Annotated in this window: 25 protein-coding genes; 23 read left to right on the top strand and 2 right to left on the bottom strand. The window is 46.8% G+C overall.

The genetic code is table 11. The features are described from left to right. Nucleotides 1-24 precede the first annotated feature (24 nt). From K8S19_10230 to K8S19_10200, 7 genes are all read left to right on the top strand, one after another. Complete coding sequence (locus K8S19_10230; protein MCD4814052.1) at nt 25-600, top strand: TetR/AcrR family transcriptional regulator; 576 nt, start codon at nt 25-27, stop codon at nt 598-600. A 15-nt stretch (nt 601-615) separates the two neighbouring features. Then, nucleotides 616-1,359, top strand: coding sequence for an outer membrane lipoprotein-sorting protein (locus tag K8S19_10225; GenBank protein ID MCD4814051.1), 744 nt, complete (start codon nt 616-618; stop codon nt 1,357-1,359). A gap of 93 nt (nt 1,360-1,452) precedes the next feature. Then, the gene (locus K8S19_10220) at nt 1,453-2,529 is read left to right on the top strand and encodes a hypothetical protein (protein MCD4814050.1); all 1,077 of its coding nucleotides are present in this window, start codon (nt 1,453-1,455) and stop codon (nt 2,527-2,529) included. Nucleotides 2,530-2,765: 236 nt separating this feature from the next. Next, complete coding sequence (locus K8S19_10215) at nt 2,766-3,440, top strand: ABC transporter ATP-binding protein (protein MCD4814049.1); 675 nt, start codon at nt 2,766-2,768, stop codon at nt 3,438-3,440. Continuing rightward, nucleotides 3,437-4,657 carry an FtsX-like permease family protein gene (locus K8S19_10210; protein MCD4814048.1) on the top strand — a complete coding sequence of 407 codons (1,221 nt, stop codon included), beginning with the start codon at nt 3,437-3,439 and terminating at the stop codon, nt 4,655-4,657. The genes K8S19_10215 and K8S19_10210 overlap by 4 nt, the downstream gene beginning before the upstream one ends. A 205-nt stretch (nt 4,658-4,862) precedes the next feature. After that, complete coding sequence (locus K8S19_10205; GenBank protein ID MCD4814047.1) at nt 4,863-6,065, top strand: FtsX-like permease family protein; 1,203 nt, start codon at nt 4,863-4,865, stop codon at nt 6,063-6,065. A 133-nt stretch (nt 6,066-6,198) separates the two neighbouring features. Further along, entirely contained in the window at nt 6,199-6,387 is a 189-nt protein-coding gene (locus K8S19_10200) for a hypothetical protein (GenBank protein MCD4814046.1), read from the top strand. A gap of 2 nt (nt 6,388-6,389) precedes the next feature. Here K8S19_10200 and K8S19_10195 read toward each other — a convergent pair whose 3' ends face one another. Further along, on the bottom strand, nt 6,390-7,685 hold the full coding sequence (locus tag K8S19_10195) for a 4Fe-4S binding protein (GenBank protein MCD4814045.1): 1,296 nt from the start codon (nt 7,683-7,685) through the stop codon (nt 6,390-6,392). A gap of 293 nt (nt 7,686-7,978) precedes the next feature. Here K8S19_10195 and K8S19_10190 point away from each other — a divergent pair, with 293 nt between their 5' ends. After that, a complete protein-coding gene (locus K8S19_10190; GenBank protein ID MCD4814044.1) occupies nt 7,979-8,209 on the top strand; it encodes a hypothetical protein in 231 nt (76 codons plus the stop codon). Here K8S19_10190 and lgt read toward each other — a convergent pair. Further along, the gene (gene lgt, locus K8S19_10185) at nt 8,206-9,039 is read right to left on the bottom strand and encodes a prolipoprotein diacylglyceryl transferase (GenBank protein MCD4814043.1); all 834 of its coding nucleotides are present in this window, start codon (nt 9,037-9,039) and stop codon (nt 8,206-8,208) included. The two genes, K8S19_10190 and lgt, sit on opposite strands and share 4 nt — an antisense overlap. A 127-nt stretch (nt 9,040-9,166) precedes the next feature. Between lgt and K8S19_10180 the strand changes: the two genes are divergently transcribed. The 15 genes from K8S19_10180 (at nt 9,167) to K8S19_10110 (ending at nt 22,637) form a co-directional block, all read left to right on the top strand. Beyond that, a complete protein-coding gene (locus tag K8S19_10180) occupies nt 9,167-9,358 on the top strand; it encodes a 4Fe-4S binding protein (protein ID MCD4814042.1) in 192 nt (63 codons plus the stop codon). A gap of 440 nt (nt 9,359-9,798) precedes the next feature. Then, nucleotides 9,799-11,319, top strand: coding sequence for a glycoside hydrolase family 99-like domain-containing protein (locus K8S19_10175; protein ID MCD4814041.1), 1,521 nt, complete (start codon nt 9,799-9,801; stop codon nt 11,317-11,319). 131 nt (nt 11,320-11,450) lie between these two features. Further along, nucleotides 11,451-14,231: a hypothetical protein gene (locus K8S19_10170; GenBank protein ID MCD4814040.1), complete on the top strand. Its 2,781-nt coding sequence runs from the start codon at nt 11,451-11,453 to the stop codon at nt 14,229-14,231. A gap of 6 nt (nt 14,232-14,237) precedes the next feature. Continuing rightward, the gene (locus K8S19_10165; GenBank protein MCD4814039.1) at nt 14,238-15,005 is read left to right on the top strand and encodes a glycerophosphodiester phosphodiesterase; all 768 of its coding nucleotides are present in this window, start codon (nt 14,238-14,240) and stop codon (nt 15,003-15,005) included. Nucleotides 15,006-15,276: 271 nt separating this feature from the next. Beyond that, nucleotides 15,277-16,401 carry a KamA family radical SAM protein gene (locus tag K8S19_10160; GenBank protein MCD4814038.1) on the top strand — a complete coding sequence of 375 codons (1,125 nt, stop codon included), beginning with the start codon at nt 15,277-15,279 and terminating at the stop codon, nt 16,399-16,401. A 48-nt stretch (nt 16,402-16,449) separates the two neighbouring features. Further along, complete coding sequence (locus K8S19_10155) at nt 16,450-17,778, top strand: hypothetical protein (protein MCD4814037.1); 1,329 nt, start codon at nt 16,450-16,452, stop codon at nt 17,776-17,778. 113 nt (nt 17,779-17,891) lie between these two features. Next, entirely contained in the window at nt 17,892-18,275 is a 384-nt protein-coding gene (locus K8S19_10150; GenBank protein ID MCD4814036.1) for a response regulator, read from the top strand. A gap of 290 nt (nt 18,276-18,565) precedes the next feature. Next, nucleotides 18,566-19,075 carry a Na+/H+ antiporter subunit E gene (locus K8S19_10145; protein ID MCD4814035.1) on the top strand — a complete coding sequence of 170 codons (510 nt, stop codon included), beginning with the start codon at nt 18,566-18,568 and terminating at the stop codon, nt 19,073-19,075. Then, nucleotides 19,072-19,332, top strand: coding sequence for a cation:proton antiporter (locus K8S19_10140; GenBank protein MCD4814034.1), 261 nt, complete (start codon nt 19,072-19,074; stop codon nt 19,330-19,332). Before K8S19_10145 ends, K8S19_10140 begins: the two co-directional genes overlap by 4 nt. Beyond that, nucleotides 19,332-19,715 (top strand): monovalent cation/H(+) antiporter subunit G, encoded by a 384-nt coding sequence (gene mnhG / locus K8S19_10135; GenBank protein ID MCD4814033.1) that lies wholly within the window; start codon nt 19,332-19,334, stop codon nt 19,713-19,715. The genes K8S19_10140 and mnhG overlap by 1 nt, the downstream gene beginning before the upstream one ends. Continuing rightward, nucleotides 19,712-19,966: a DUF4040 domain-containing protein gene (locus K8S19_10130; GenBank protein MCD4814032.1), complete on the top strand. Its 255-nt coding sequence runs from the start codon at nt 19,712-19,714 to the stop codon at nt 19,964-19,966. The genes mnhG and K8S19_10130 overlap by 4 nt, the downstream gene beginning before the upstream one ends. Then, nucleotides 19,963-20,256: a hypothetical protein gene (locus tag K8S19_10125; GenBank protein ID MCD4814031.1), complete on the top strand. Its 294-nt coding sequence runs from the start codon at nt 19,963-19,965 to the stop codon at nt 20,254-20,256. Before K8S19_10130 ends, K8S19_10125 begins: the two co-directional genes overlap by 4 nt. After that, nucleotides 20,253-20,732 (top strand): sodium:proton antiporter, encoded by a 480-nt coding sequence (locus tag K8S19_10120; protein ID MCD4814030.1) that lies wholly within the window; start codon nt 20,253-20,255, stop codon nt 20,730-20,732. Before K8S19_10125 ends, K8S19_10120 begins: the two co-directional genes overlap by 4 nt. Next, nucleotides 20,722-21,066 (top strand): cation:proton antiporter subunit C, encoded by a 345-nt coding sequence (locus tag K8S19_10115; protein MCD4814029.1) that lies wholly within the window; start codon nt 20,722-20,724, stop codon nt 21,064-21,066. Before K8S19_10120 ends, K8S19_10115 begins: the two co-directional genes overlap by 11 nt. Then, complete coding sequence (locus K8S19_10110) at nt 21,063-22,637, top strand: NADH:ubiquinone oxidoreductase (GenBank protein MCD4814028.1); 1,575 nt, start codon at nt 21,063-21,065, stop codon at nt 22,635-22,637. Before K8S19_10115 ends, K8S19_10110 begins: the two co-directional genes overlap by 4 nt. The last annotated feature ends 2 nt before the right edge of the window (nt 22,638-22,639 follow it).

Here is a 22,639-nt window from a genome sequence, read left to right as displayed (position 1 = left end):
TTGATATAAAAAGGTAAAGTCATTATGGAGCAAAATCCCAAATATCAACAAATTCTCGAAACCGCGCGCAAACTCTTTATCAAGCACGGGTTCAGACGCATTACGATTGAGGAGATCTGCCGGACTGCCAAGGTGAGTAAGGTCACATTCTACAAGTTTTTCAAGAACAAGATTGATATCAGCAAGAAGGTGCTGGATGGGATTGTGAATGAATCATATGAGAAATATGATCGTATTATGGCATCGCCGGTTCCTTTTCGGGAAAAAGTGGAACAGGTGTTATTATTCAAGATTAAAACAGCCCGGGAATTCAGTGGAGAGCTTATCCGGGAATTGGTGGAAGCGGATCCGGAGATCTGCTGGTATCTTCAAAAGCAGCAAAAACGAAGCTTTCAATCTGCCATGGAAATGCTTGAACAGGGGAAAAAAGAAGGTGTGATCCGGCAGGATTTGGATCCGCAGTTTTATATGTTTATGCTCCGGCATGTCAATGAGATGTTGAAGGACGAACACCTGAAGGCGATTTTTCCGGATACACGCAAACGGAGTGAAGAATTGATGAAATTCTGGTTTTACGGCATGTTTGATGCCAGGGGTTAATCGTGAGGAGGCAAGATGATGAAACGCGTATTGATGATCAGTGTGCTGTGCATGCTGCTTCCGGGGATGTCTTGGGCGCAGATGACAGCCAAGGAGATTATTCAGAAGATTGATGACAATCAGGTTTTTGACAGCCAAGCTTTTAAAGCCCAAATGATTATTCAAAAAGGCAAACGGACTTTAACCAAAACCTTTTACGGTTATGGAAAAAAAGAGGGCGGGAAATCTTTTATGGAATTCACCAATCCGGAGGACAAAGGGGTGAAGTATTTAAAGATGGATGACGAACTTTGGATCTATTTTCCGGATGCCGATGACGTGATGAAAATATCCGGGCACATGCTGCGCCAGGGGATGATGGGCAGTGATTTGTCGTATGAAGACATGTTGGAAAATGACAGCCTGGATGAACAGTATGCCAGTCAGCTGAAAGAGGATGTGATGATCAATGACCGGCCTTGTTATGTGGTTGAGCTGATTGCCAAAGTGCCGGATGTGAGTTATGCCAAGCAGATATTATTTGTGGATAAGCAATGGTATCTTCCGGTGAAGATCGAGATGTATGCCCGGGGCGGCAGGCTCTTGAAAGAAATGATACAATCGAAGATCGAAAAAAACGGCAACCGCTGGGTGGCCATGGAAGGCAGTATTCAGGACAAGCGGAAGCGTAATTCCATGACGACCTTTAAGTTTACTGAAATTGAATTTGACAAGCCTTTGCCGAAAAAGATTTTTACCAAACAGAATTTAAAACGATAGGTTTAAATGCACATGTAGGGGCGTGGTTCCCGCGCCCAACATAAGTGCATGGGAAGGTTCTGGATCTGCCCATTGCCATCAGGAGCGCGTAAAATGAAAAAAGCGGTTTTGGTTTTCATTTTTAGTTGTTTTTTAACTTCGTCGGCACTGGCCGGGCTTGATCTGAGCGGCACGGTTCGCAATGATGCGGTCTGGTTCTTTCAGGATTCGGATGCCGTGTTTGTGAACCTTCTGGAGAACCGACTGCGTTTCATGCGTAAAACACCGGATTGGAAATTTTATTCAGACCTCAAAGTGGATGTGATGTACAGCGATCAACTGGCAGCGGAATTCGGAATGCCTGCGGGCACAGATATGGTCACTGCGGATTTGTTGCGTGCCTTTATCAAGGTTTACTCGGAGTATGGAGATATCACGGTGGGTAAGACCTATGTGAATTTCGGGATTCCGGGTGTGTTCAATTCCTTTGAGCTGGACCAAAAACTCAATATTTCAGACCTCAATGCCACCAAATCCGGTATTCTGGCTGTGGCATATGATTTTGATTTCAGTGACATGACCATTGGCAAACTCTATGTGAGCCCGGAAGCCAGTGAAGGCAGTGTTTTAGCCGGCGGCATGCTTTCCACCAACATAGGCAGCTTTGATATGGGAATGGTGATGAATCGTCTTGGTTGGGATGACAATGTGGCTGGCCTTTTTCTGCAAGGAGACCTGGAACTGGGGGTGCAGGGAAGCTGGGCAATACACTTGGATGACGACGGGCAATATCAGTATTTTGAAACAACGCTGGGCTTGGATTACAGTTTTTTTGACGGCAAAGTGACGGCTGCGATTCAGGGGTGTGTTTCAGACAATTGGATTAGAATTCCCGGAACCATGTTTACCTATGGGAGCATATTGGTGGGCAGTTTTGATCCGCTGGAAAATGCACATCTTTATGCCAACCTGACCTATGCACCCGATGAATTTATCCAGTGGCGCATAGATGGTTTCTTCCATAATTATGATGCCAGCGGCCTGGTGATCCCATCTGTGCAGACTGTTGTGGCGGACGGATTGACCTTATCTGTGCAGTGCATTTTCCCGACTGGCACCAGCGACTCGGTCTACGGCCACGAGGCCTATGGTAATGCGATTGCGTTGGTTCGGCTGGAAGCGAAATTATAAAAGTGTTCATCGCTGAGACGCAGAGAACGCAGAGAACGCAGAGAAATATTGGGGAACTAAAAAGTCCGGTCATTGGGGAGCGATACCACGTGTGAAGATGTGATGAAGAAATTTTAGGAAAATCATAGCGATTACTTTGCTTCGCTCGTAAGGATATGACGGGCAAGGAAAATGTGATGTTCGTTTGTTAGATTACTGAAAAACAAGGTATATGCAAACAAAAGGAGATGATTGCAATCATGCTATTGGAAGTGAAAAATCTCAACAAAACTTATCGCTCAGGCAAAGTACATTTTCAAGCATTACATGATGTTACGGTAAGCATTGACAAAGGCGAGTTTACAGCCATTGCCGGTCCTTCCGGATCTGGCAAGACCACGTTGCTCAATTGTATCGGCACAATTGACAGCGCGGATAGCGGGCAACTTCTTTTGGATGGGATTGATCTCATCGGCAAAACATCCGATCAACTGGCCAAGCTGCGCAAAGAATATTTTGGTTTTATTTTTCAGACGTATAATTTAATTCCGGTATTAACTGTTTACGAAAACATTGAAATGCCGCTCAAACTTCTTCGTCAGGATGGTGCAGATGTTTTGGGAAAAAAAGTCATGACGATGCTTGAAAAAGTCGGTCTGCGGGGATTGGCCAAACGCCGACCTTTGGAACTTTCCGGCGGCCAGCAGCAGCGGGTCTCGATTGCCCGGGCCTTGGTAAAAAAACCGAAAATGGTTTTGGCGGATGAACCCACCGCCAATTTGGATTCCAAGACCGGTGAAGACATTGTTGGATTGATGCAGGATTTGAATAAAAATGAGGGCGTGACATTTGTTTTTTCAACCCATGATCCCTTGATTATGCGGCATGCCAAGCGGCTGATTGAAATTCGTGACGGGAGGATCGCGTCGTGAGTTATTTGTTTAAACTCGCCTTGAAAAATATTCAGCGTTCTAAAATCCGGACCGTGTTGACTTTTCTCATATTATCGTTTGGCGTTGGGATTTATATTTTTTTTTCCTGTCTCATGGATGGTTTTGACAAAGACTCCATAAAAAATGTGATTGATTTTGAAACCGGGCATGTCAAAGTCCGGAGCGCGATGTTTGATGAAGATCGCCCCTATGAAACGGAAAATTTCATCAAGAATTCTAAAATCGTCATCGGGAAAATAAAGACCTTGGGATTCGTTACCGGTGTGACGGAGCGACTCCAATTTTCAGCGGAATTGGATAATGGTATGGATGCCATGCCGGTTATTGCAGTTGGGATTGGACCGGCAGACAACGCTGTTTTCAATATGGAAAAATATATTGTTGAGGGTGCATTGGAAGAAAACGGCGCTATTATTGGTAAACCGTTGGCCAAGGATTTGGGATTACAAAAAGGGGATATGGCGTATTTAACCTTTCGTAACCAACAAGGCATGATGACCTCGGCGGAAGTCATGATTACCGGACTGATTCAGTCAGCCAATCCGCAAGTGAATTCTTCCGCAGTCTTTATCAAGCTCGATGAGGCGCGTCAATTAATGATGACCCGCGATGCTGCGGAAATCACCATTAAAACCAATGATTTTTTTAAAGCCGAGGAATATACCGCCAGGCTTCGCGATACCCTTGAGGGGTTGGATGTCGGCGTATTTAGTTGGAAAAAGCTATCTGAAGATTTTCGGGCCATGATGACCATGAAGAAAAAATTCCAAAATATATTTGTTCTTATGATTATGGTGATTGCCATTGTGGGTATTGTCAATACCATGCTCATGTCGGTATATGAGAAAAAACGTGAGATCGGGACCATGAAGGCCTTGGGTTTTACGGACAAAGAGGTTCAGAAATTATTTCTTGTCGAAGGAACTTTGATTGGGGTGGCGGGTGGCATTATCGGTTTGGTGCTGGGGACTCTGTTCAATGCTTATTTTGCGTTTAAGGGAATGAATATGGATGCCATGCTGGGTGATCAGGATTGGGGGATGCCTGTCATGGGCGTTATTAAGTCTACCTGGATGCTCAGCGCTTATGTTAAGGCCATGATCTTTACGCTCGCGGCCAGCTTGATTGCCAGTTATTATCCTGCGAAGAAAGTAACCAAAATGCAGGCCATGGAATGTCTGAGAACCGTGCAATGATATTTTTGTAGGGGCGGACCCATGTGTCCGCCCTGATGGGCACGGATTTGGGCCGACACATGGGTCGGCTCCTACGTTCACCGCAGAGAACGCAGAGAAAACCAATTGTTGAAGGCATGGAAATGATTAAAGGTTTTAATTATCAAATATTTTCTGCGCCCTTTGCGCCTCTGCGGTGAAGGGTTGAAGATTGGAGGGTTTGACCATGTTGTTCAAATTTGCATTTCGCAATGTGCTTCGAAATAAACGGCGCAGCTTTTTAACCGCCTTGGCCATTTTTTTCGGTGCTTTAATCGTCGGTTTGGCCCAGGGCTGGATTAATGGCATGATTGATCTCATGATGGACAATTATATTGTCTATCAAACCGGCAATGTAAGGATTACAAGTTCGGACTATATCGAACGCGAGCGCTTCATGCCGGTGGATGCTCTGATGCCGGGTGGTTCGGCGATTAAGAAAAAGGTTCAGATCATTCCCGGTGTCGCGCAGATTGAAGAGCGGATTCGTTTTGGCATATTGTTGGGCCACCGAGAGTTGACCGAACAAGCGCTGGGTATTGGATTGGATCTTGAGAATACCAAGATAAAAATTAAAGATAAGCTCATTGAAGGTGTGCTGGGGCAAGATGGGCTTTATATTGGCGCTGTCTTGGCGAAAAAACTGGGGATTTCACTTGGTGATGATCTTTTGTTGGCAACCAAAACATCGGAAGGCGGGTTGAACGGCATCAAGGTCAAGGTGCAGGGGATTTTTCATATGGGTATTACCATGTATGATAGAAAAATGTTTTTCATCAACCTGGTTGACGCAAAAAAGCTGTTGAAGATATATGAGGGCACAACTGAATTATATGTTTATACTAATGAAGAAAAATTAACCGATTTGGTTGCGGACAGTATTAATGGGATGTTACCGGAAGCGATGGTTGCCCAAACGTACAAACAACAAATCGGACCAATGTATTCCTACATGGCGTCTATGAAAATTGTGTATATGTTTGTTGAGGCGTTGATTCTGTTTTTGGCGTCTTTTATTGTCATCAACACCATGATGATGGCTATTTTCGAGCGGTTGCATGAAATCGGGACGTTAAAGGCCATGGGGATGACAGATAAAGAATTGTTTGTGAATTTTACCCTCGAAGGTGGCATCATTGGGGCGATGGGTGGTATTCCCGGCGCATTGGCAGGTTATGGGATTATTGCCGTCATGTCGGTTACAGGGGTTAATTTAGAATCTGCTTTGAGTTCTATGGATATGCCGATCGAATACATTCTTCATCCTAAATTATCAGCGTTTGCTCTGATCATGGCGGTGGTTATTTCAATTATTGTTCCAGCTTTGGCGGCGATGCTGCCGGCTCGTTATGCTGAGAAATTGCAACCTGCCGAAGCATTACGGAAATAGGGTGGTTTTTGATGAGGAAAAAGCGGTGCCGCAAAGGTGCTGCTTTTTTTTGAAAAATAGAATTGTCGGTTGATGGGGATTTGGTTATGATGAGTTCGGTTATGCGATTTTTAAAAATTTGTGGGGGTGGGAAATGAAAAGAGTTGTTTTGGTGATGGGGATTTTCAGCTGTATCGCGCTGGCAGCATGCTGTGGTCCTAAACGGTGGATTCAAGGTGATCCTGGGGATGCGACGCCGTTGCCCACACCGGTGGTACTGGATTCGGTTGAGATCGGGGTTGGGGTTGACGGCGGTAGCGGCACCGAGTCTGGACCGGAATAGGGCTAGTTATCTTCTTTGCTTTTTAAAAGTGCGTCCTGATGATTTTTTACAATGAATTCAGGCCAGCGGGAATGATAGGCATGCCCGTATTCAGTCCAGGCAGCCAACTGCATGGCGCGTTGCGGGCAGAGATTCACACAGCCCAGGCATAGCACACAGGTCCCTTTGGCTTTGGGAAAACCCTTGTGTATAAAAAGACGTTGGGTGGGACAGTGCCGGACACAGAGACCGCATTGGATACACCGTTTTTTCCTGACATAGTTACGATACAGCGCGATATCGATCCAGCGGTTGTCCAGGAGCATACCGGCAAATGTAAAAGGTGAGGGCCATAGAATCAACGGATGGCCGGCTCTGTTGCCGCACACAAATTCTGCACCGGCATGCTGTACAGCTTCGAGTGTTTTTTGGAAGGGTACAAGCCGGTCCAGCCATTTCCAAACGGCATTGAATCCAAGACGGAGCGTCGGGACATTGTTTGGATAAAATGCCCAGTGCCGTCCGCGGACCCGGTATCCTTTGAGCGTGAGTAATAACCAAACAACAATGCCGGCATTGTCCGGGCCACCCATGGATGTATAGAGAATAAACGCGGGTTTGCCTGCGCCTGCCGGGAGTTTTTTCCACAGATAGGCTATCAGGGTCCAGGGCGGTTTCCAGCAGATGACCGGGAAGGCCACGGCCAGTCCGTCTCCCGTGAGCATGGGTTGAAATGTATCTGCATAGTGAAATCGGTGAGTCACACAACGGGTGCCTTGCTGTTTGGCGCCTGTGATGAAGTGCTCCGTATAATGGGCCGTGTGACCGGAAAAGGAGCAGAGCAGAATATCCAATTGTTTGATGCCCGGTGTGGTTTTTTGAAAGAAAGTTATCCAGTGGAGTATTCCGGCTGTGGCGACAAGCCCCCAGAGGAGCCAGCCTACAATGCCGGGGGAGTGTATCAGAGACAGATTTGACCGGGAAAACCAGATAATTGCCAGGGCGAGGAGAATCGGCTGGATGAAGCGGTGTCGGGTTTGCCAGCTAGCCCAGATCAGCAGCGCGATCATGAGCGGGAGAAAGAGAAGGAAAGGGTCGGTATAGCCAACCAGTCGCATCAGTAAGTAAAGTAAAAAAAGGAGTGAAGTCTCGGCAGTGGGTTCACGATGTCCGGCTATGCGTTCCGGCAGGAGCAGACCTGTCCAGAGGATGCCGGGCGAAATGGGGAGCTTCAAGTAGAGAACAATAAACGCAGCGCCTACAAAAAGTGGGGTGATCCAGTGGGTGATGATGCGTTGTTTTTTTTCGGAATGGGCCATGAGACGTCCTTTTTAGAATGTAGTACGATCATAACCGTAAAACGCCGGAGGCGTCAAACGTATTTAATAGGTTAGTCGTGAATTCCCGGCATCTCGCATTCGTCCTCGCATACGCGGGGCGAGCTGGACTTTTAAACCGCTGTAATTTTTTTCAAAAAAAAATGAAACCTTTTACCTTGTTGTGTGTTGTAGTTAAAGTAGGGTTTGTGTCTGTCGGGCGAAAGCCCCGGTCGGAGGAATAGTACGCCGGAAAAGAAATCAAGCGGATTTTACAAAAAAAATGGAGGTCAGGCATGAGACGGTATTTATCTTTATTTTTGATCGCAGTATTTTTAGGTGGTTTGACAATGGCGATGACCAGCTGCATGGTGGTGGTCAAACGGCCGCCCCGGCCCGCAATGCGGGTGGAGATGAAATCGGTCCGTCCGGCGCCGCGTGCCGTCTGGGTGGCAGGGCATTGGCAATGGAAGCCGCGCGGCAAACGCTGGGTTTGGGTGCCGGGACATTGGCGGCGGCGCCGCTAGAGCGTTATACGGTTTTTGTGGGGGAGAAACGATTGCCGGTAAAACCAAGCGCCTAAAAGCAGCAGGAAGACGCTGTAAAAAACGCCCCGGCTCAGACCCAGGATCAAAGCTGCATCCGGTTCGCGGAATTGCTCGCCGAGTAACCGCAGCAGGGTATAAGCGATCAGAAATTCTCCGCTTAAGCGGCCTGGAGAATTCAAAGCATTGGTTTTAAAACAACGCCATTGTGTCCATATCAACAGGACGAGACCTTCCAAGAGGGCCTCATAAATTTGGGAAGGATGCCGGGGCAAAACAGCCGTGATGGGCGTCCCGGCCGGCATACTCTGGGGAAAAATCACCGCCCAGGGAACTGAGGTGATTTTTCCCCATAACTCACCATTGATAAAGTTGGCAATCCGTCCCAAGAGCAGCCCTGGCGGGACCAGGGTGCTGATCATGTCAGCCAGCTTTAAAGCCGGGATACGGAACCGTTTTGCTAAAATCAAAACCGCGATCAGAACACCTATGAAGCCGCCATGGCTTGCCATGCCGCCTTCCCAGATTTTGAGTATCAAACCCGGATCGTTCAGGGTCTGGGGAAGTGCGTAAAGTATAATATATCCCAACCGTCCGCCAATGAAAGTACCGAGAATCAAGCTCCAAAGCATCCAGGAGAGTTGGTCGTTGTCCAGCGGCAACCGGCCTTTTTTTTGGAATTTTTTAAGCAGCAAGTATCCGATGAGAAAGGCCGTCAGGTAGGCCAATCCATAATAGCGGATGGCAAGCGGACCCCAGAGTGGCAGCAGCACGGGGTTGAGGGTATGTATCCAATAATGGGTTGATTCCATACTTGCTCCTTTAGTGCAGCATCATAACTGTTTTTTTCAAAAAGTCCATGAAGAAATAAACCCAGACATATAAACAAAACGTAATATAATAAAAAAAACTATGTTATAAAAAAAGGAGATTGTTTTTATGTCCGTTGAAATTACCGCTTACAAATGCCCGCAGAATCATCCTTGCCCGGCAGTGCGGGTATGCCCGGTCAATGCGCTCATGCAGGACAGATATGAAGCACCCCGGGTTGATGAGAAATTGTGCATGGACTGTGGGAACTGTGTGGCAGTCTGCGCCATGAGAGCCATTCAGCTTAAAGTCAAGGTTTGATCCGTAGGATAAATGTAAGATAGGAAAGTAAAAATATAAAGCTTCATCCACAAATTGCCCGGATTAAGAACTTAAAAATACAAAATTTAGGGAAAAAGTATCAGAGCATCTAATTTCTTGGATTGAGTTCGTAATGGTTTTAGCCCGGGGATGTTCTCTGCGCTTGTGTTTTTTCATCTGTGTAATCCGCCGGTCCTGCAAATCAAATGTTTTAATATCAGCGAGTAAGGTGTAATCTGTGGATAACGGTTTTGAATTTGATAAATACTCATTAAATTTGTAAGAAACATGCTACCATAGGCGTCCAATAAGCTGGATAAGTATTTCAAGCATTGAGGTTTTTTATGAAATTGTCCTTTTATCGTGCCAGCGCGAACACGATGGACAGCCTGCCCAGCTTGCCCTGCGTATGCGGGGGCGAATGTCGGGTAAGTCCATCGATGAAGCGAGTAAAAATATCGCCGCCCCGACCGGAAGAGATATACAAGCATCGGGAGGATTCGCACAAGGCGAACACCTCCCGACAAAAATACCACGGGCATCCTGCCCGGCGTACTGCGTCCGGCGGACTTGCCCGGCTTGCCCCGCGTATGCGGGGGCGAATGCCGGGTAAGCTCGTGGATTTTTATGGCGGTATTTGTTTTTTATTGATTTCATTTTTTTTCTTAGCGGTTATCCATACAGCGTCTGCAGGCGTTATGCAAGATGCCGAAAAAGCGTTGTTTGTTAATTTTATGGTGGATTTTGCGACCCCGGAAGGTGCGGGATTTTGGAAAGGCTGGAATTACAGCAATGACAAGGTCCGGCATAATCCTGAGACAAAAGATGCTGCCGGCAGACGGGACATCGCATCCTGCTATTATCCAGTGATCGGGATTTATGATATGACTGATCCTGATTTGGCAGCCTATCACTGTCAATTGATGAAAATGAGCGGAATTGACGGTGCGGTTTTTACCCTGGGTTTTTACAAAGACCCCAATCACGGCAACAATAAACGGGGCAACTATCATCAAAAGGTGATGACTAATTATTTGACCCAGATGGAACAGTACGGTTTAAAAGGAGCGCTGCTCTTTGAGGATAAAGCCAACTGGCTATGGAATTCAAAACTGAAAAACCGGACCGAGACGGTCTGGGCGGCATTTCATGATTTGGAACAATGGATAGAATCATTTGAACCGGTCCAGTACCGGATCGCAGGCCGTCCGTTGGTGTTTCTTTTTAGTTACGGCACCAAGATCCCGGGGCGCGGAGAGAGCCGTTTTTCACCCACGGAACTGAATCAATGGAAGCAGGGTTTAGAAGCGGAAGCGCAGCCGGTTTTTGTGGCCCAATGGTTTAGTACCTCGTATGTCGGGGCGTTGGACGGTTATTTTGAATGGCCGTTTATTTCCGGAAAGCCACCCGAGGGGGTTGTCTGCCGCCGGTATAATGATTATGCAAAAGAAGTTTCCATCTGGGAAGCCCGGCATGAAGAGATGTACGTCAATCTCTCTAATGGCAATTATCAATTTGTGGCCGGCGGCGTATGGCCCGGTTTTGAGGACAGCGGATGCTGCGGTTGGGGTAAGGGGAACCGTATTATTCCGCGGTTTGACGGTAAAATTTATACTTATCATTGGAAAAGGATGATTCAGTCCGATTATCCCGTGGTCCAGGTTGCGACCTGGAATGATTGGTACGAAGGGACGGTGATTGAACCGACGCATGAATTCGGCTACCAATATCTGGAAATGACCCGCGCGTATGCCGCGCAATGGCGGCGTGAAGAGATACCGGAAGGCAACTTGAAAGTTCCGGAGTGGATTTATAAAATCCGGAAACAAAGCCGGAACAAACGTATTTTGCGTAAAGCCGCCAAAGCCGGCACCGCGATTGCCGAGGGTGATTATAAAAAGGCGGAAGCGTTGATCAAACCGTATGTGGAAAAATTATCTTTGGATAAAACGGTCTTTTGATGCAAGACGCCCCCCCTGTGTGCCGGACGTCTACCAAAAAAAATCTTAAATAGGAATAAAAGACTCGAAAAATCGGGTAGTCCTGTTTAAAATATGCGGTATGGGATAATCCTCTTAAGGAGAATTGATTTATGAGAAATTTTGTCCGGATTTTTTTCTTGCTCTCTTTGGTATGGCTGGCAGGCTGTCAGAGTGTGCCGGTGAAAGTAGACCCGATCAAGCTTTCTTACCCGGCGGATACGGAGAAACGGTATGTGTTTGCCCATTATGTGATTTGGTACGGTACACCCGATTTTGCGCATAATTGGCGCCATTGGGAATGGAATAAAAAACCGCATCGGCGTTACCCGGAAAGAACGTTTCCTGACGGTCGTCGCGACATCGCGGGTGTTCATTATCCTGTGATCGGACCGTATGACTCGTCGGATGAAGCGCTGTTGGAATATCACATTCTGCTGGCCAAGGCTGCCGGCATCGATGGTTTTATGGTGAACTGGTACGGGGCGAAGGATGAATTCGGCAATCCGCGTTATGAAGATGTTAATTTTCGGAAGCTGTTAAAAATCGCGGAACAGTATAAATTTCAGGTATGTATCAATTTTGAGGATAAGAGCATGTTTCCGCCGTTTCAGCGGCATGCGAACCGGAAAGAGAGTGTTGCCGCAGCCAAAAAATCGGTTAGGAAAATTTGTTCCAAATATGGGAGCAGTCCGGCGTATTTCAAAATTAACAGCCGTCCGGTGGTTACAAATTTTGGCTGGCAGGATCCTAATCTTAAAAATGAAAGGCGGACATCTTTTTCGGCATCAGAATGGAAGACCATTTTAAATAAGTCGGGCAGCCGGAAACCCTATTTTATAGCGAACCATCACTGGCACTGGGGGAAAAGGATTTTTGAAACAGGTTTTTTGAATGTGGCGGAAAGCATTTATCCCTGGGTTTCAGGTGGGTCGGCTCCGCGTCTGGGTTTTTATAAAGATTCCGCGCGGGCACAGATGCGGGGCCGGCTAAAAATGGTGAGCGGCCAGGTTTGTCCGGGTTTTGACAGTTACGGTACGTGGGGATGGGGTGAAGGCCGGGTCCGGATCTCGCGCAAAGACGGTGAACGTTATAAATCTTTGTGGGAAGAGTGTTTTACCAATGGAGTGAAATGGATCCAGATTATCAGCTGGAATGATTTTGCTGAAGGCACGACGATCGAGCCGACGCGTGACTATGGATATGATTATCTGGAATTGACCAGCAATATTATTGCGGGTATGAACAAACAGACAGCGAATTACAGGGCTTTGCGGATTCCTGAAAAAATTTACCGTATTCATCAACAGCTGACGGAATTGAGTGATTATGATATGGAAGCATCTTTGTTGGCATCCTTACGGCGGGACCGCCAGCTTGCCGTTGGGATGTTTTTGCAAAAATCGTATGGATCGGCCGCCAAGCTGGTGGAGACGCTGAGCAACCGGGTGGCTGTTGAGTACGCGAAAATTGAGGCGGAAGATGCTCTGACGATTAGCATCGAACCGGCTGAGTTGGAAATGGAGGCGGGAGAATCCAGGATATTTACGGTAACAGCAGTCAATAACAATACAGAACCTGTGGAAGGCCGAATTGTTTTGGATACAGATCGCGTGATTCCCAAACAGTGGTTTAACAGCACGGTTGCGAAAATCAGCCTGGCGGCCGGGGGCCGCCAGACAGTTTCATTCACGCTTAAAGCACCGGCAGAGGCCGGGAACCGTCAAGCATTGCTTGAAGCACAATTGTATTGCGGCGGTGACTTTAAACGGTCACCGGTTTCAAAAGTCCGTGTGGTATCACGTTTTTTTCATGCAGATTTGGGTCCTAGAAATGTGCTGACGCTCAACAAAGAAATCAAGGTGTCTTTGACCCTGCAAAACGGTAAGCATGATTTTGGTGAAATTTTGCTGGAAGCACCCCGGCAATGGAAGGTCCGCCCGGAAAAAATCAGCTATGATTTCGGTGATGCATATCGAAGCGTCATGGATTTTTATATCACCGCAACCGACACACAAAAAGGTGTTATTCAGGCAAAAATCAAGAGCAAGCATTACGGCAATCATATCATTGCGGAGCCGTTTCAGACCACACAACCGGGCCAGGTTGTGCTTTTTCACGGCGATTTGAACAATGACGGCGCGAGGGATTTTGTTTTGGCTAATGACCGTATTGAGGTCCAGGTTGCGACGAACCTGGGCGGACGGATTATTGGCTTTTTTTTCAATGAGAGCGGGAGCAATCAATTGTACATGGGTTATCCCTGCGGCGACATTCCGGTCGCGAGCGCGACAGGTGAGTGGGCGGAGTATGGCGGGATCAATGATACTTTTCCGAAAAATTGGCCGGGTGATATTTGGAACGATCAATGGAAATTCAGGATCTTGAAATCAACCAACCATTCCCGATCATTGTTGATGTCCTCCAAATCCAGGAATGGACTTTATCTTCAAAGGACATTGATATTGAAATCTGATGAATCCGCTGTTGGACTTCAGTATGTTGTGGCCAATAAATCCAGTGGCATAAAGCGTTTTTCCTGGAGCAATCATCCGGATCTGGCCGTCGGTCCTTCAACAATGGCGGATTCGAGTAATCAAATTATTGTGCCCACGAAAAGTGGTTTGGTCAAAGAACCGTTTTCAGCATTGCTCGATAAACTGCATTACAAACCTTCAAAAAATTGGTGTCTTGCCCTGGACAAGGATTCTCAGGAATACTTTGCCCAGCGGTGGCATGGAAACCCGGTTAAAAAAATCGGGGTTTGGCAGGGGAATGATTTTTATACCATGGAATTAATATTTAAAGAGTTTTCAGTAAAACCGGGGAAGAGCAAGCGGTTTAAGCTTGAGTATATGACGGGCAAAGGCGATTGGAAAGAGGCGGTTCGCTAAAACGGCATGACGGAGCCATTTCGGTATCAGGCGATTCCCCGGATTATTGCCCACCGTTGCAATGATCTGACGTCAGTCACTCAGGTTGTTGAACAGGCCAAGGGCGGGCAACTGTTCTATATGGAGTGTGATGTGCGCACAACGGCGGACAAAGTTTTGGTGGCGCATCATGATCCGGTCTATCAAGGACAGGTGATTGCCGAAACGGTTGCGGCTGATTTGCAGGGTGAAATACTTTCTCTGGATGGGCTTTTAGACGCTATCCGGGGAAAAACAATTATTTTACATCTGGATGTTAAGGCCAATGAATCTAAGGGGAAATGGCAGGCTGCTGCCGATAGCGAACAACTTTTTGCCTTGCTGGAAGAAAAACAACTTACTGAAAAAGTGATCATCACAGCCGTGGCCGGGGCATTTCTGCGTCATTTCAGGAAATTATCCAAAAAAATAAAATTGGGTGTTTTGTATGATGAAGATTACGGCACCCTTATGCCGCCGAATAAAAAAGCGGTGAATGTGTTTGTGAATAAAATTTTGGAGTATCATCAGCAAGTTGTTATTGACGGTATTTTTATGAATCAGAAATGGCTCCAGGTATTTGAGAAACAATATGGTGTTTTGGACACTTTCTTTTATACCATCCATAAGGCGGGAATTAAAATTGCCATCTGGACTGTCAATGATCCTGCTTTGGCCCGGCACTTTGTTGCGCAAGGCGCGGAATGGATTACCACCGATTTTAAAGTGAAACATCAGGATTTAGGTTTTGATTGATACGGATCGCGGTTTTGCATTAAACGGGGGTTACAGGGAATGACTGTTTTCGGAGGGGGTGGTTGATGTTCCGGAAGTATGTCGAATAGACTTGACTTATGAAGCATTATTGTTATGCTCATAAATTCCCCTTCTGGCAACAAAATACAATACTCACAATAAGAGTATCGTAGTCGGCGGACGATACAGTGTCTGCGAGGGCGGTTTTGGCTTTGAAAGCGATGTAGTCGGTGTTGCGAACTTGTAGGCATCTGAAAATTAGGGGGCGTGTATGCGCTGGCAAGAAGAATTACAACATAATATTCATACGATTGAAGCAGTGAAAAAGTATATTCATGTTCCCGATTTGCATGTGGATGATTTGCAGAAAATTATCGACATCCATCCGATGAGTATTCCCCGGTATTATATGTCATTGATTGATAAAAATGATCCCAACGATCCTATTATGAAAATGATTATTCCGTCCATGTATGAATTTGACATGGACGGGTCCTATGATACCAGCGGGGAGTTGGATAACACGGTTGTTAATGGGTTGCAGCATAAATACAAAAATACTGCTTTGATTACCACCACCAATCAGTGCACCGCGTACTGCCGCTATTGTTTCCGGAAACGCGTCGTGGGGTTACCGGATGAGAACATTAAGACGAAGATAAAAACCATTGCCGAGTATGTTCGTGAAACACCTGTGATTCACAATGTGTTGGTCAGCGGCGGGGATCCCATGGTGTTGGACAATGGGCTGTTACGCTATATTTTAGATGCCTTCGCGTCGATTGATTCGTTGGATTTTATTCGTTTTGGCACGAAAATTCCTGTGGTGTTTCCACAACGGATTTTAGAGGATGATGAAATGGTGGCGATGTTTTCACAGTATGCCAACCGTTTTAAACAGATTTATATTGTGACCCATTTCAATCACCCCAAAGAAATTACCGACCAATCAACAGCTGCAATCGCCAAACTGCGTAATGCGGGTTTGATTATCAATAATCAAGCTGTGTTGATGAAAGGAATCAATGATACGCCTCAGGTGCTGGAAGCATTGCTGCGGGGATTGATACGGATTGGCGTGAATCCCTATTATGTTTTTCAATGCAGGCCGGTAAAAAGGGTGAAAAAAAACTTCCAGGTAACCCTGCAACAGGGGATTGAAGTTGTGGAGCAGACACGTGCACGCTTGGACGGTCATTCCAAGCGGTTTAAATATATAATGTCACATAGGAGCGGTAAGATCGAAATTCTCGGTTTGTTGGGGGATGAAATTCTTTTGAAATATCATCAGGCGCAAGATTTCGCCAATCACGGCAAACTGATACGCCGCCCCCTGCACAGTGAGGCTGCCTGGTTGGATGATCTGTCGGAACGGTGTCCGACCTCGGTTTTATAAAAGTAATGAGAGCTGTTGCGTAACGCTAAACGCCGGGATGGATTCCAGATGATTCCACAAACTGCTTCATCCAGTCATGCCGGTGTACAACGCTATTTAGTTAAACATGCCATGCCGCCCGAGTCGGCGGAACAACTTCCCAAACCACTGTCTTTGTTGAAATTATGTGTTGTTATACCTGCCATGGCAGAATCGGCCTATATCACTCGCGTACTGGATTCATTGACCATCGGCAGTTCCCGCTTGGCAGAGGCGGAAGTCATTGTGCTGGTAAACAACCCGGCCGGTTCAGATGAAAAAACAGTTGTTGACAATCAAACAACCCTCGTCATGTTGGCGAATCGACCCGTTGCCGGGTTAAACGTTCATGCTGTGGATTGTGCCTCGCCGGGAAAGGGATTGGCACGAAAAACTGCGGGTGTGGGCATGGCGCGGCGGTTGGGGATGGATCTGGCTTTGCAGCGGCTGTCGCAAAGCGGACATGTGATGGATGGCGCCATTGCTTGTTTGGATGCGGATTCACCGGTAAGTCCCGGCTATATTGATCAACTTTTGGCGTGTTTTGCTTCGCCCCTGCCACCGCTCGCCGGATTGTGTGCTTATGCCCATCAGCTGCCGGATGAACCGGAATGGAAAACGGCCATGATTCTATATGAAATGGGACTGCGCTATTTTGAACTGGGATTGACCCTGGCCCGGTCGCATTTTGCAGCAACACCCATCGGGTCTTGTATTGTTGTGTCTGCCGGCGGTTATGCTGCTGCCGATGGGATGGTTGTTCGCAAGGCGGGCGAGGATTTTTATTTTTGGCAGAAACTAGTGAAGATAAGCAGGCCGAATCAGTTGAAGCGGCTCACCCGGGTCGGGGTGTTTCCCAGTGCGCGTATTTCGGACAGAATGCCTTTTGGCACCAGCCGGGCGCTCTATCATGCCATGCATCAAGAACGTGGGGCGTTTCGCCGGGTAGATCCTGCGAAAGCCTTTTTTGTATTGAGGGATTTTTTTGAAGCGATACCGAAATTTTATACGCATCCTGAAGCCATGGTATCGTCAGGCGATGCTTGTTTGCGGTCCTTTCTTCAGACGGAGCAGGCTGTGGTTGAAGCGGAAAAAATGCGGCGGATTTATCCCACGCCGGAGCATTTTTCAAAAGCGTTTATGCAGTGGTTTGACGGATTGCGCAGTATTCGGTTTATTCATCGTTATACAGCAGACCATGGCAAGCAGGAGCTGTTTGAAGCAGTGGCGGATGTTGTTGCAGCCGGGGGACATCCTTCTGTTCTTCTAAACCGAAGGTTGCCCGAACAAGGTGAGGAGGCTTCTGCAATGGTTTGGTTGGAAGCGCTGCGTCAAGCGGCCGCTCCAGATTTTTTTTAGTTTGTACAATCGGCGCAGCGTGCTGCGGACATCCGGCAGGAGGGGACTTTAAGAATATTGGGTGTTAAGTCTGTTTGGGAGGTTCCGTTAATAATCATTGTAGGATTACTTTTTTGGGGAAACGGACCGCAATGACACTTGAAAATAAAATTCTCATGATTGTAGACGATGAGCAGGCGATTCGGGAAGCCGTGGATTTTCTGTTGGTTGATTCAGGTTATACCGTGATTACCGCCAAAGATGGGAAGGATGCACTGCGGAAACTTGAATGCATCAAAGTGGATTTGGTGATTACAGATATTCTTATGCCGGAGATGGATGGGATTGAACTTATCGACCATATTAAAAAAAATAATCCTCAAATTAAAAGCGTGGTAGTCTCGGCAGGTGATCCGAATTATTTGGTTGTGACCAAACACCTCGGGGCAGACCGGGTGATTGAAAAACCGTTCTGCAAGGATGACCTCATCCAAGCCGTTGAGCAACTCCTGGTTTGAAAAAACCACGGACAGTGTCGCGCCCTGGCAGGCAGCCCGTGGTTTTTTATCGTGCCAGCGCGAACACAATGAACAGCTTGCCCGGCGAATGCCGGGTAAGCCTGTGGGTTTTTATCATTTTGCTGCGACACAGTGGGTTTTTATCAGTTGACAAGTATTATGGTTTTTGATAACGTGTCGCGAATATGTGGTCAAGATTTGCTTTAAGACCCCCTCCCTAGTGGTTGGACAGTACCTCCTGGTTGAATCGGGATTTTAAAATAGGAATGGATTTGAGTATGCATAAAAATATTGTTGCATTCAGCATCACTGCTGTTTCCGCCTATATGTTTTATCTTTTTTTTACCGCCGGGACTTGGTCCATCCAGGAACTCGTCGCGGGTGCGTTTCTTGCAGTTGTTGTTGCGGCCATCACGACCAGTTTTCATTTTCGGGATACAGGCATGAAAAGGACTCCGCTGCGGACGCTCCTGTTTATCGTCTATGCTGTTTTTCCTTTTTTTATAGAGTTGACCAAAGCCAACATTGAGGTTGCAGTGCGCGTGGTGACCGGCCGTATTCGGCCGGGGATTATTAAATATACTACCGGTCTTAAAACTGATTTTGGGATCATGCTGCTTGCCAATTCAATTACATTGACCCCGGGAACACTGACAGTCAATGTCGATGAATCCACCAATGACTTGTATGTTCATATATTAAATATCAAACCGGGCATGGAAAAAAAACCGATTTGGGAGGGAAGTGAACTTTTCTCCTTTTTTGATCTGTCCAAATGGATAAGGAAAATTTCAGAATGATTACAGCCTGGAACATCGGTGTTCTCATCCTGAGTATTTTAATTTTTGGCGCAGCCTTTCGGCTTATGCTCGGTCCCACAGCACCGGACCGGGTGGTTGCGTTGGATGCAATCAATACACTGGTGGTCGCAATATTGATTATGTTGAGTGCAGTCTACCGCCAGACGATTTTTGTAGATGTTGCAATTGTTTATGCATTACTCTCATTTGTCGGGACCCTGTTTATTGCCAGATTTCTTGGGAAAGATTACAGATAATGAATACCTTAACCTTGATTTTATTCATTTTGCTCGGTATCGGCGTGTTTTTTAATATTATCGGCGTTATCGGACTGCTTAGGTTTCCTGATGTTTATACGCGTCTGCATGCTGAGACCAAGACCACCACATTTGGGACGATTTTTGTGGCGCTTTCGGTCGCCATCTACGGTCTTCATCAATATTTGACCGGGGCTGACCATGCCGGGCTCGCTTTGTGCATCCATGTGGTGATTGCCATTGTGGTGCTGGCATTTACCAATGCGACCGGATCGCATGCGATTGCCCATGCGGCTTACAATCGCGGGCAAAAACCGGTTCAGGCGGTGGTAGATCATCTGGACCAGACACCCTTGCCTCCGGAAAGTGAGGAGCAGGTATGATCGAGACCTATATTCAAATTGCAATTTTATCCGGCATGGTTCTGATGGGATTGCTGGTTTTTTATCTGAAGGATTTGGTCCATGCCGCCATTGCTTTTGCAGCATTCAGCTTTCTATTGTCGGTTGAGTTTTATATTCTGCAGGCGCCGGATGTGGCCATTGCAGAAGCGGGGATTGGCGCCGGGCTGACGACCGCCATTTTGATTATTGCCGCCCGCAGCACGAACCGAAGGGAGATCGATGTCTCATGAAAAAGGGGCTGTGGATTGCGGTTGTTTTGGTTGTGTTCGGAGGCGTCTTTGTCTATATGACAACCGGGAGCCAATTGAAATTCGGAACACCTGATCAAACCGCCATGGATGATTATTTTATTGCCCATGGACAGGAACAAACCGGGGCAAATAATATTGTGACCGCAGTGGTCTTTGATTACCGTGCGTTTGATACCCTGGGGGAGGCTACGGTGCTTTTTGTAGTTGTCTTGGGTGTCGGGCTTATGTTTCGGCGTTTAAAAGAGGATGAAGAAGAGGACTCGGCATGAGTAAAATTGTAAGAGCGGCAGCTGATTTTCTTTATCCCTTTGTCTTGATATTTGGCTTTTATATTGTTTTGCATGGGCATCTCACCCCGGGAGGCGGTTTTCAGGGCGGCGCGGTGATTGCGACCGGTATCGCATTGATGTTTGTGGCGAATCACTATCAAGAGATTTTAAAATATTTTAAAAAATCTGTTTTCCATACCTGTGAAATCGTCGGTCTGCTTTTGTTTGCCAGTGTTGGATTTATCGGGATGTTTCAGGGAAAAAGTTTTTTTTATAACTGGATGGTCAATGCCCGGGGCTTGTTCGGCGATGTGGTCGGTTTTGGCCCGAATGCCGGAAATTTAAATACCGGCGGTATTATTCCCTTGTTGAATATTGCTGTCGGGGTTGAAGTTCTAGGCGCCTTATCGATGGTGATTTTTTATCTGCTGTCCCATGCCGCAGAATACGGAGAAAGAGAAGAAAATGTACGCTAATCTGCCTTTTATCATGGTCGGTGTAATTGCAATTATCGGCATCGCGACCTTGGTTTTTAAAAAAAATATTATTAAAATTATTATGGGCATAGCGCTTTTAGAAGCGGCGGTGAATCTGTTTTTAGTCACCCTGGGTTATCGTCACGACAGTGTGGCGCCAATCTTTACGGACGCACCTTCTACGCAGATGGTGCTGCCGACCGTACAGGCACTGACCCTGACTTCGATCGTTATCGGCGTTGCCACCATGGCCTTGTTGCTTTCTTTTGCCATGATTATTTATAAAAAATACGGCACACTCAACAGTGAAATGATAAAAAGGTTAAAAGGTTGATGCTGCATTCCATCGCAAAACACATTCCGGCATTGACGGTTGCCATCCCGCTTTTGACGGCTTTTTCCGTTCCGGTTGTCGGGCGGTTCAATGTTAAGCTGCGCAATATTCTCGTGGTATTGGGGACGGTGCTTACATCAGCGGCAGGATTATTTTTGGCATATCTGGTTTTTACCCAGGGCAGTCTGACCTATGCTTTTGGTGCTGTTTCACCGGAGTTGACAGTTCCACCGGATTCCGGCGGCATTCCGATTAGAATTATTTTTTCAATCGATGCTTTCAGCGCCTTTATGGTGCTGATTGTTTCGATTGTCGGTATGGTGAGTACGCTTTACTCACTTTCAAGTGAGAAAATGCGTACGGGTCAGGATGGTTTTTTTTCGCTATTGCTTCTCTTGATTACCGGTGTGATCGGTATGGTTTCAACCGGCGATTTGTTCAACCTGTTTGTTTTTCTGGAGATCGCATCCCTGTCCGGCGCTGCGTTGGTGGCGTATAGAATTGACAAGGGGATTGCGGTTGAAGCGGGATTGAAATACGCGATGATCAGCACGACCGCAGGGTTGTTTGTGCTTTTGGCTGTCGGGATATTTTACAGTCAGTATGGCAGCCTGAACATGGCTGTGATTGCAGATAAAATCCAGTTCACGCAGTTGGATATGTTTGCCTTGGTTTTTCTTATTGTACCCATGGCAATGAAATGTGGGTCTGTCCCCATGCATTTATGGACACCGGATGCTTATTCCCGGGCACCGGCGGGGGTTACCGCATTTTTGGTTGTATCCAGTCAGGCCAGTCTTTATGTTTTGTTTCGGGTTTGTTTCTCCCTGTTTAACATCACTATGAATACGCAGGTGTTCGGTTGGATTGTGATTATCTTTGGGGTCCTCTCCATGTTTGTGGGTGTGACCATGGCATTACCGCAGAAAACCGTTAAGCGGCTTATGTCTTATCATGCTGTTTCGCAGACCGGCTATATGCTGCTGGGTGTGGGTGTGGGTCTGGCAACCCTGGGCAACCCGGAAGCGTTGAATGCGTATGGAAAGACCGCGATGGTTGGGGGTGTTTTCCATATTATTAATCATGCGCTGTATAAGGGACTCCTTTTTCTGACGGCCGGTGCTGTGATTTATGCGACCGGCAAGCGTAATTTAAATGAGTTGGGCGGTTTGGGACATACCATGAAATATACCATGGTTTTTTTCCTGGTCGGTGCCTTTGCCATTGCCGGAATGCCGCCGTTTAATGGATATGCATCCAAATTTATGATTTATGAGTCGGTCTTTAAATTTAATCCTTTGCTGGCCATTGTGGCCATTATTGTGAGTATTTTAACGCTGGCATCCTTTATGAAGGTATTTCATTCTATGTTTATGGGACCCAAACTTCCCAGCGTAGGCGAGGTCAGGGAAGTACCCAAGCCCATGCTGGTTTCCATGGGTGTTCTGGCGGTCTTGGTGGTACTCGGCGGGTTGTTTCCCGATATCATTATTAAATCGGTCATTGAGCCGGCAGTGAATGCTTTGCTTGCGCAAGGAGATTACATTGGCATGGTTTTGGGGGGGCAGTAGAC

The sequence above is a fragment of the bacterium genome, assembly GCA_021108215.1.
Classification (GTDB): Bacteria; Oederibacteriota; JAAXVQ01; order JAAXVQ01; family JAUVAV01; genus JAIORK01.
This window is presented reverse-complemented; position numbering and strand designations above follow the sequence as displayed.

Coding starts and splice junctions, on each gene's coding strand:
- K8S19_10230 (MCD4814052.1), top strand. CDS start 25: ATGGAGCAAAATCCCAAATATCAACAAATTCTCGAAACCGCGCGCAAA.
- K8S19_10115 (MCD4814029.1), top strand. CDS start 20,722: ATGTACGCTAATCTGCCTTTTATCATGGTCGGTGTAATTGCAATTATC.
- K8S19_10175 (MCD4814041.1), top strand. CDS start 9,799: ATGAAGCGAGTAAAAATATCGCCGCCCCGACCGGAAGAGATATACAAG.
- K8S19_10170 (MCD4814040.1), top strand. CDS start 11,451: ATGAGAAATTTTGTCCGGATTTTTTTCTTGCTCTCTTTGGTATGGCTG.
- K8S19_10220 (MCD4814050.1), top strand. CDS start 1,453: ATGAAAAAAGCGGTTTTGGTTTTCATTTTTAGTTGTTTTTTAACTTCG.
- K8S19_10160 (MCD4814038.1), top strand. CDS start 15,277: ATGCGCTGGCAAGAAGAATTACAACATAATATTCATACGATTGAAGCA.
- K8S19_10140 (MCD4814034.1), top strand. CDS start 19,072: ATGATTACAGCCTGGAACATCGGTGTTCTCATCCTGAGTATTTTAATT.
- K8S19_10125 (MCD4814031.1), top strand. CDS start 19,963: ATGAAAAAGGGGCTGTGGATTGCGGTTGTTTTGGTTGTGTTCGGAGGC.
- K8S19_10200 (MCD4814046.1), top strand. CDS start 6,199: ATGAAAAGAGTTGTTTTGGTGATGGGGATTTTCAGCTGTATCGCGCTG.
- lgt (MCD4814043.1), bottom strand. CDS start 9,039: ATGGAATCAACCCATTATTGGATACATACCCTCAACCCCGTGCTGCTG.
- K8S19_10130 (MCD4814032.1), top strand. CDS start 19,712: ATGATCGAGACCTATATTCAAATTGCAATTTTATCCGGCATGGTTCTG.
- K8S19_10155 (MCD4814037.1), top strand. CDS start 16,450: ATGATTCCACAAACTGCTTCATCCAGTCATGCCGGTGTACAACGCTAT.
- K8S19_10225 (MCD4814051.1), top strand. CDS start 616: ATGATGAAACGCGTATTGATGATCAGTGTGCTGTGCATGCTGCTTCCG.
- K8S19_10205 (MCD4814047.1), top strand. CDS start 4,863: ATGTTGTTCAAATTTGCATTTCGCAATGTGCTTCGAAATAAACGGCGC.
- K8S19_10165 (MCD4814039.1), top strand. CDS start 14,238: ATGACGGAGCCATTTCGGTATCAGGCGATTCCCCGGATTATTGCCCAC.
- K8S19_10120 (MCD4814030.1), top strand. CDS start 20,253: ATGAGTAAAATTGTAAGAGCGGCAGCTGATTTTCTTTATCCCTTTGTC.
- K8S19_10190 (MCD4814044.1), top strand. CDS start 7,979: ATGAGACGGTATTTATCTTTATTTTTGATCGCAGTATTTTTAGGTGGT.
- K8S19_10180 (MCD4814042.1), top strand. CDS start 9,167: ATGTCCGTTGAAATTACCGCTTACAAATGCCCGCAGAATCATCCTTGC.
- K8S19_10195 (MCD4814045.1), bottom strand. CDS start 7,685: ATGGCCCATTCCGAAAAAAAACAACGCATCATCACCCACTGGATCACC.
- mnhG (MCD4814033.1), top strand. CDS start 19,332: ATGAATACCTTAACCTTGATTTTATTCATTTTGCTCGGTATCGGCGTG.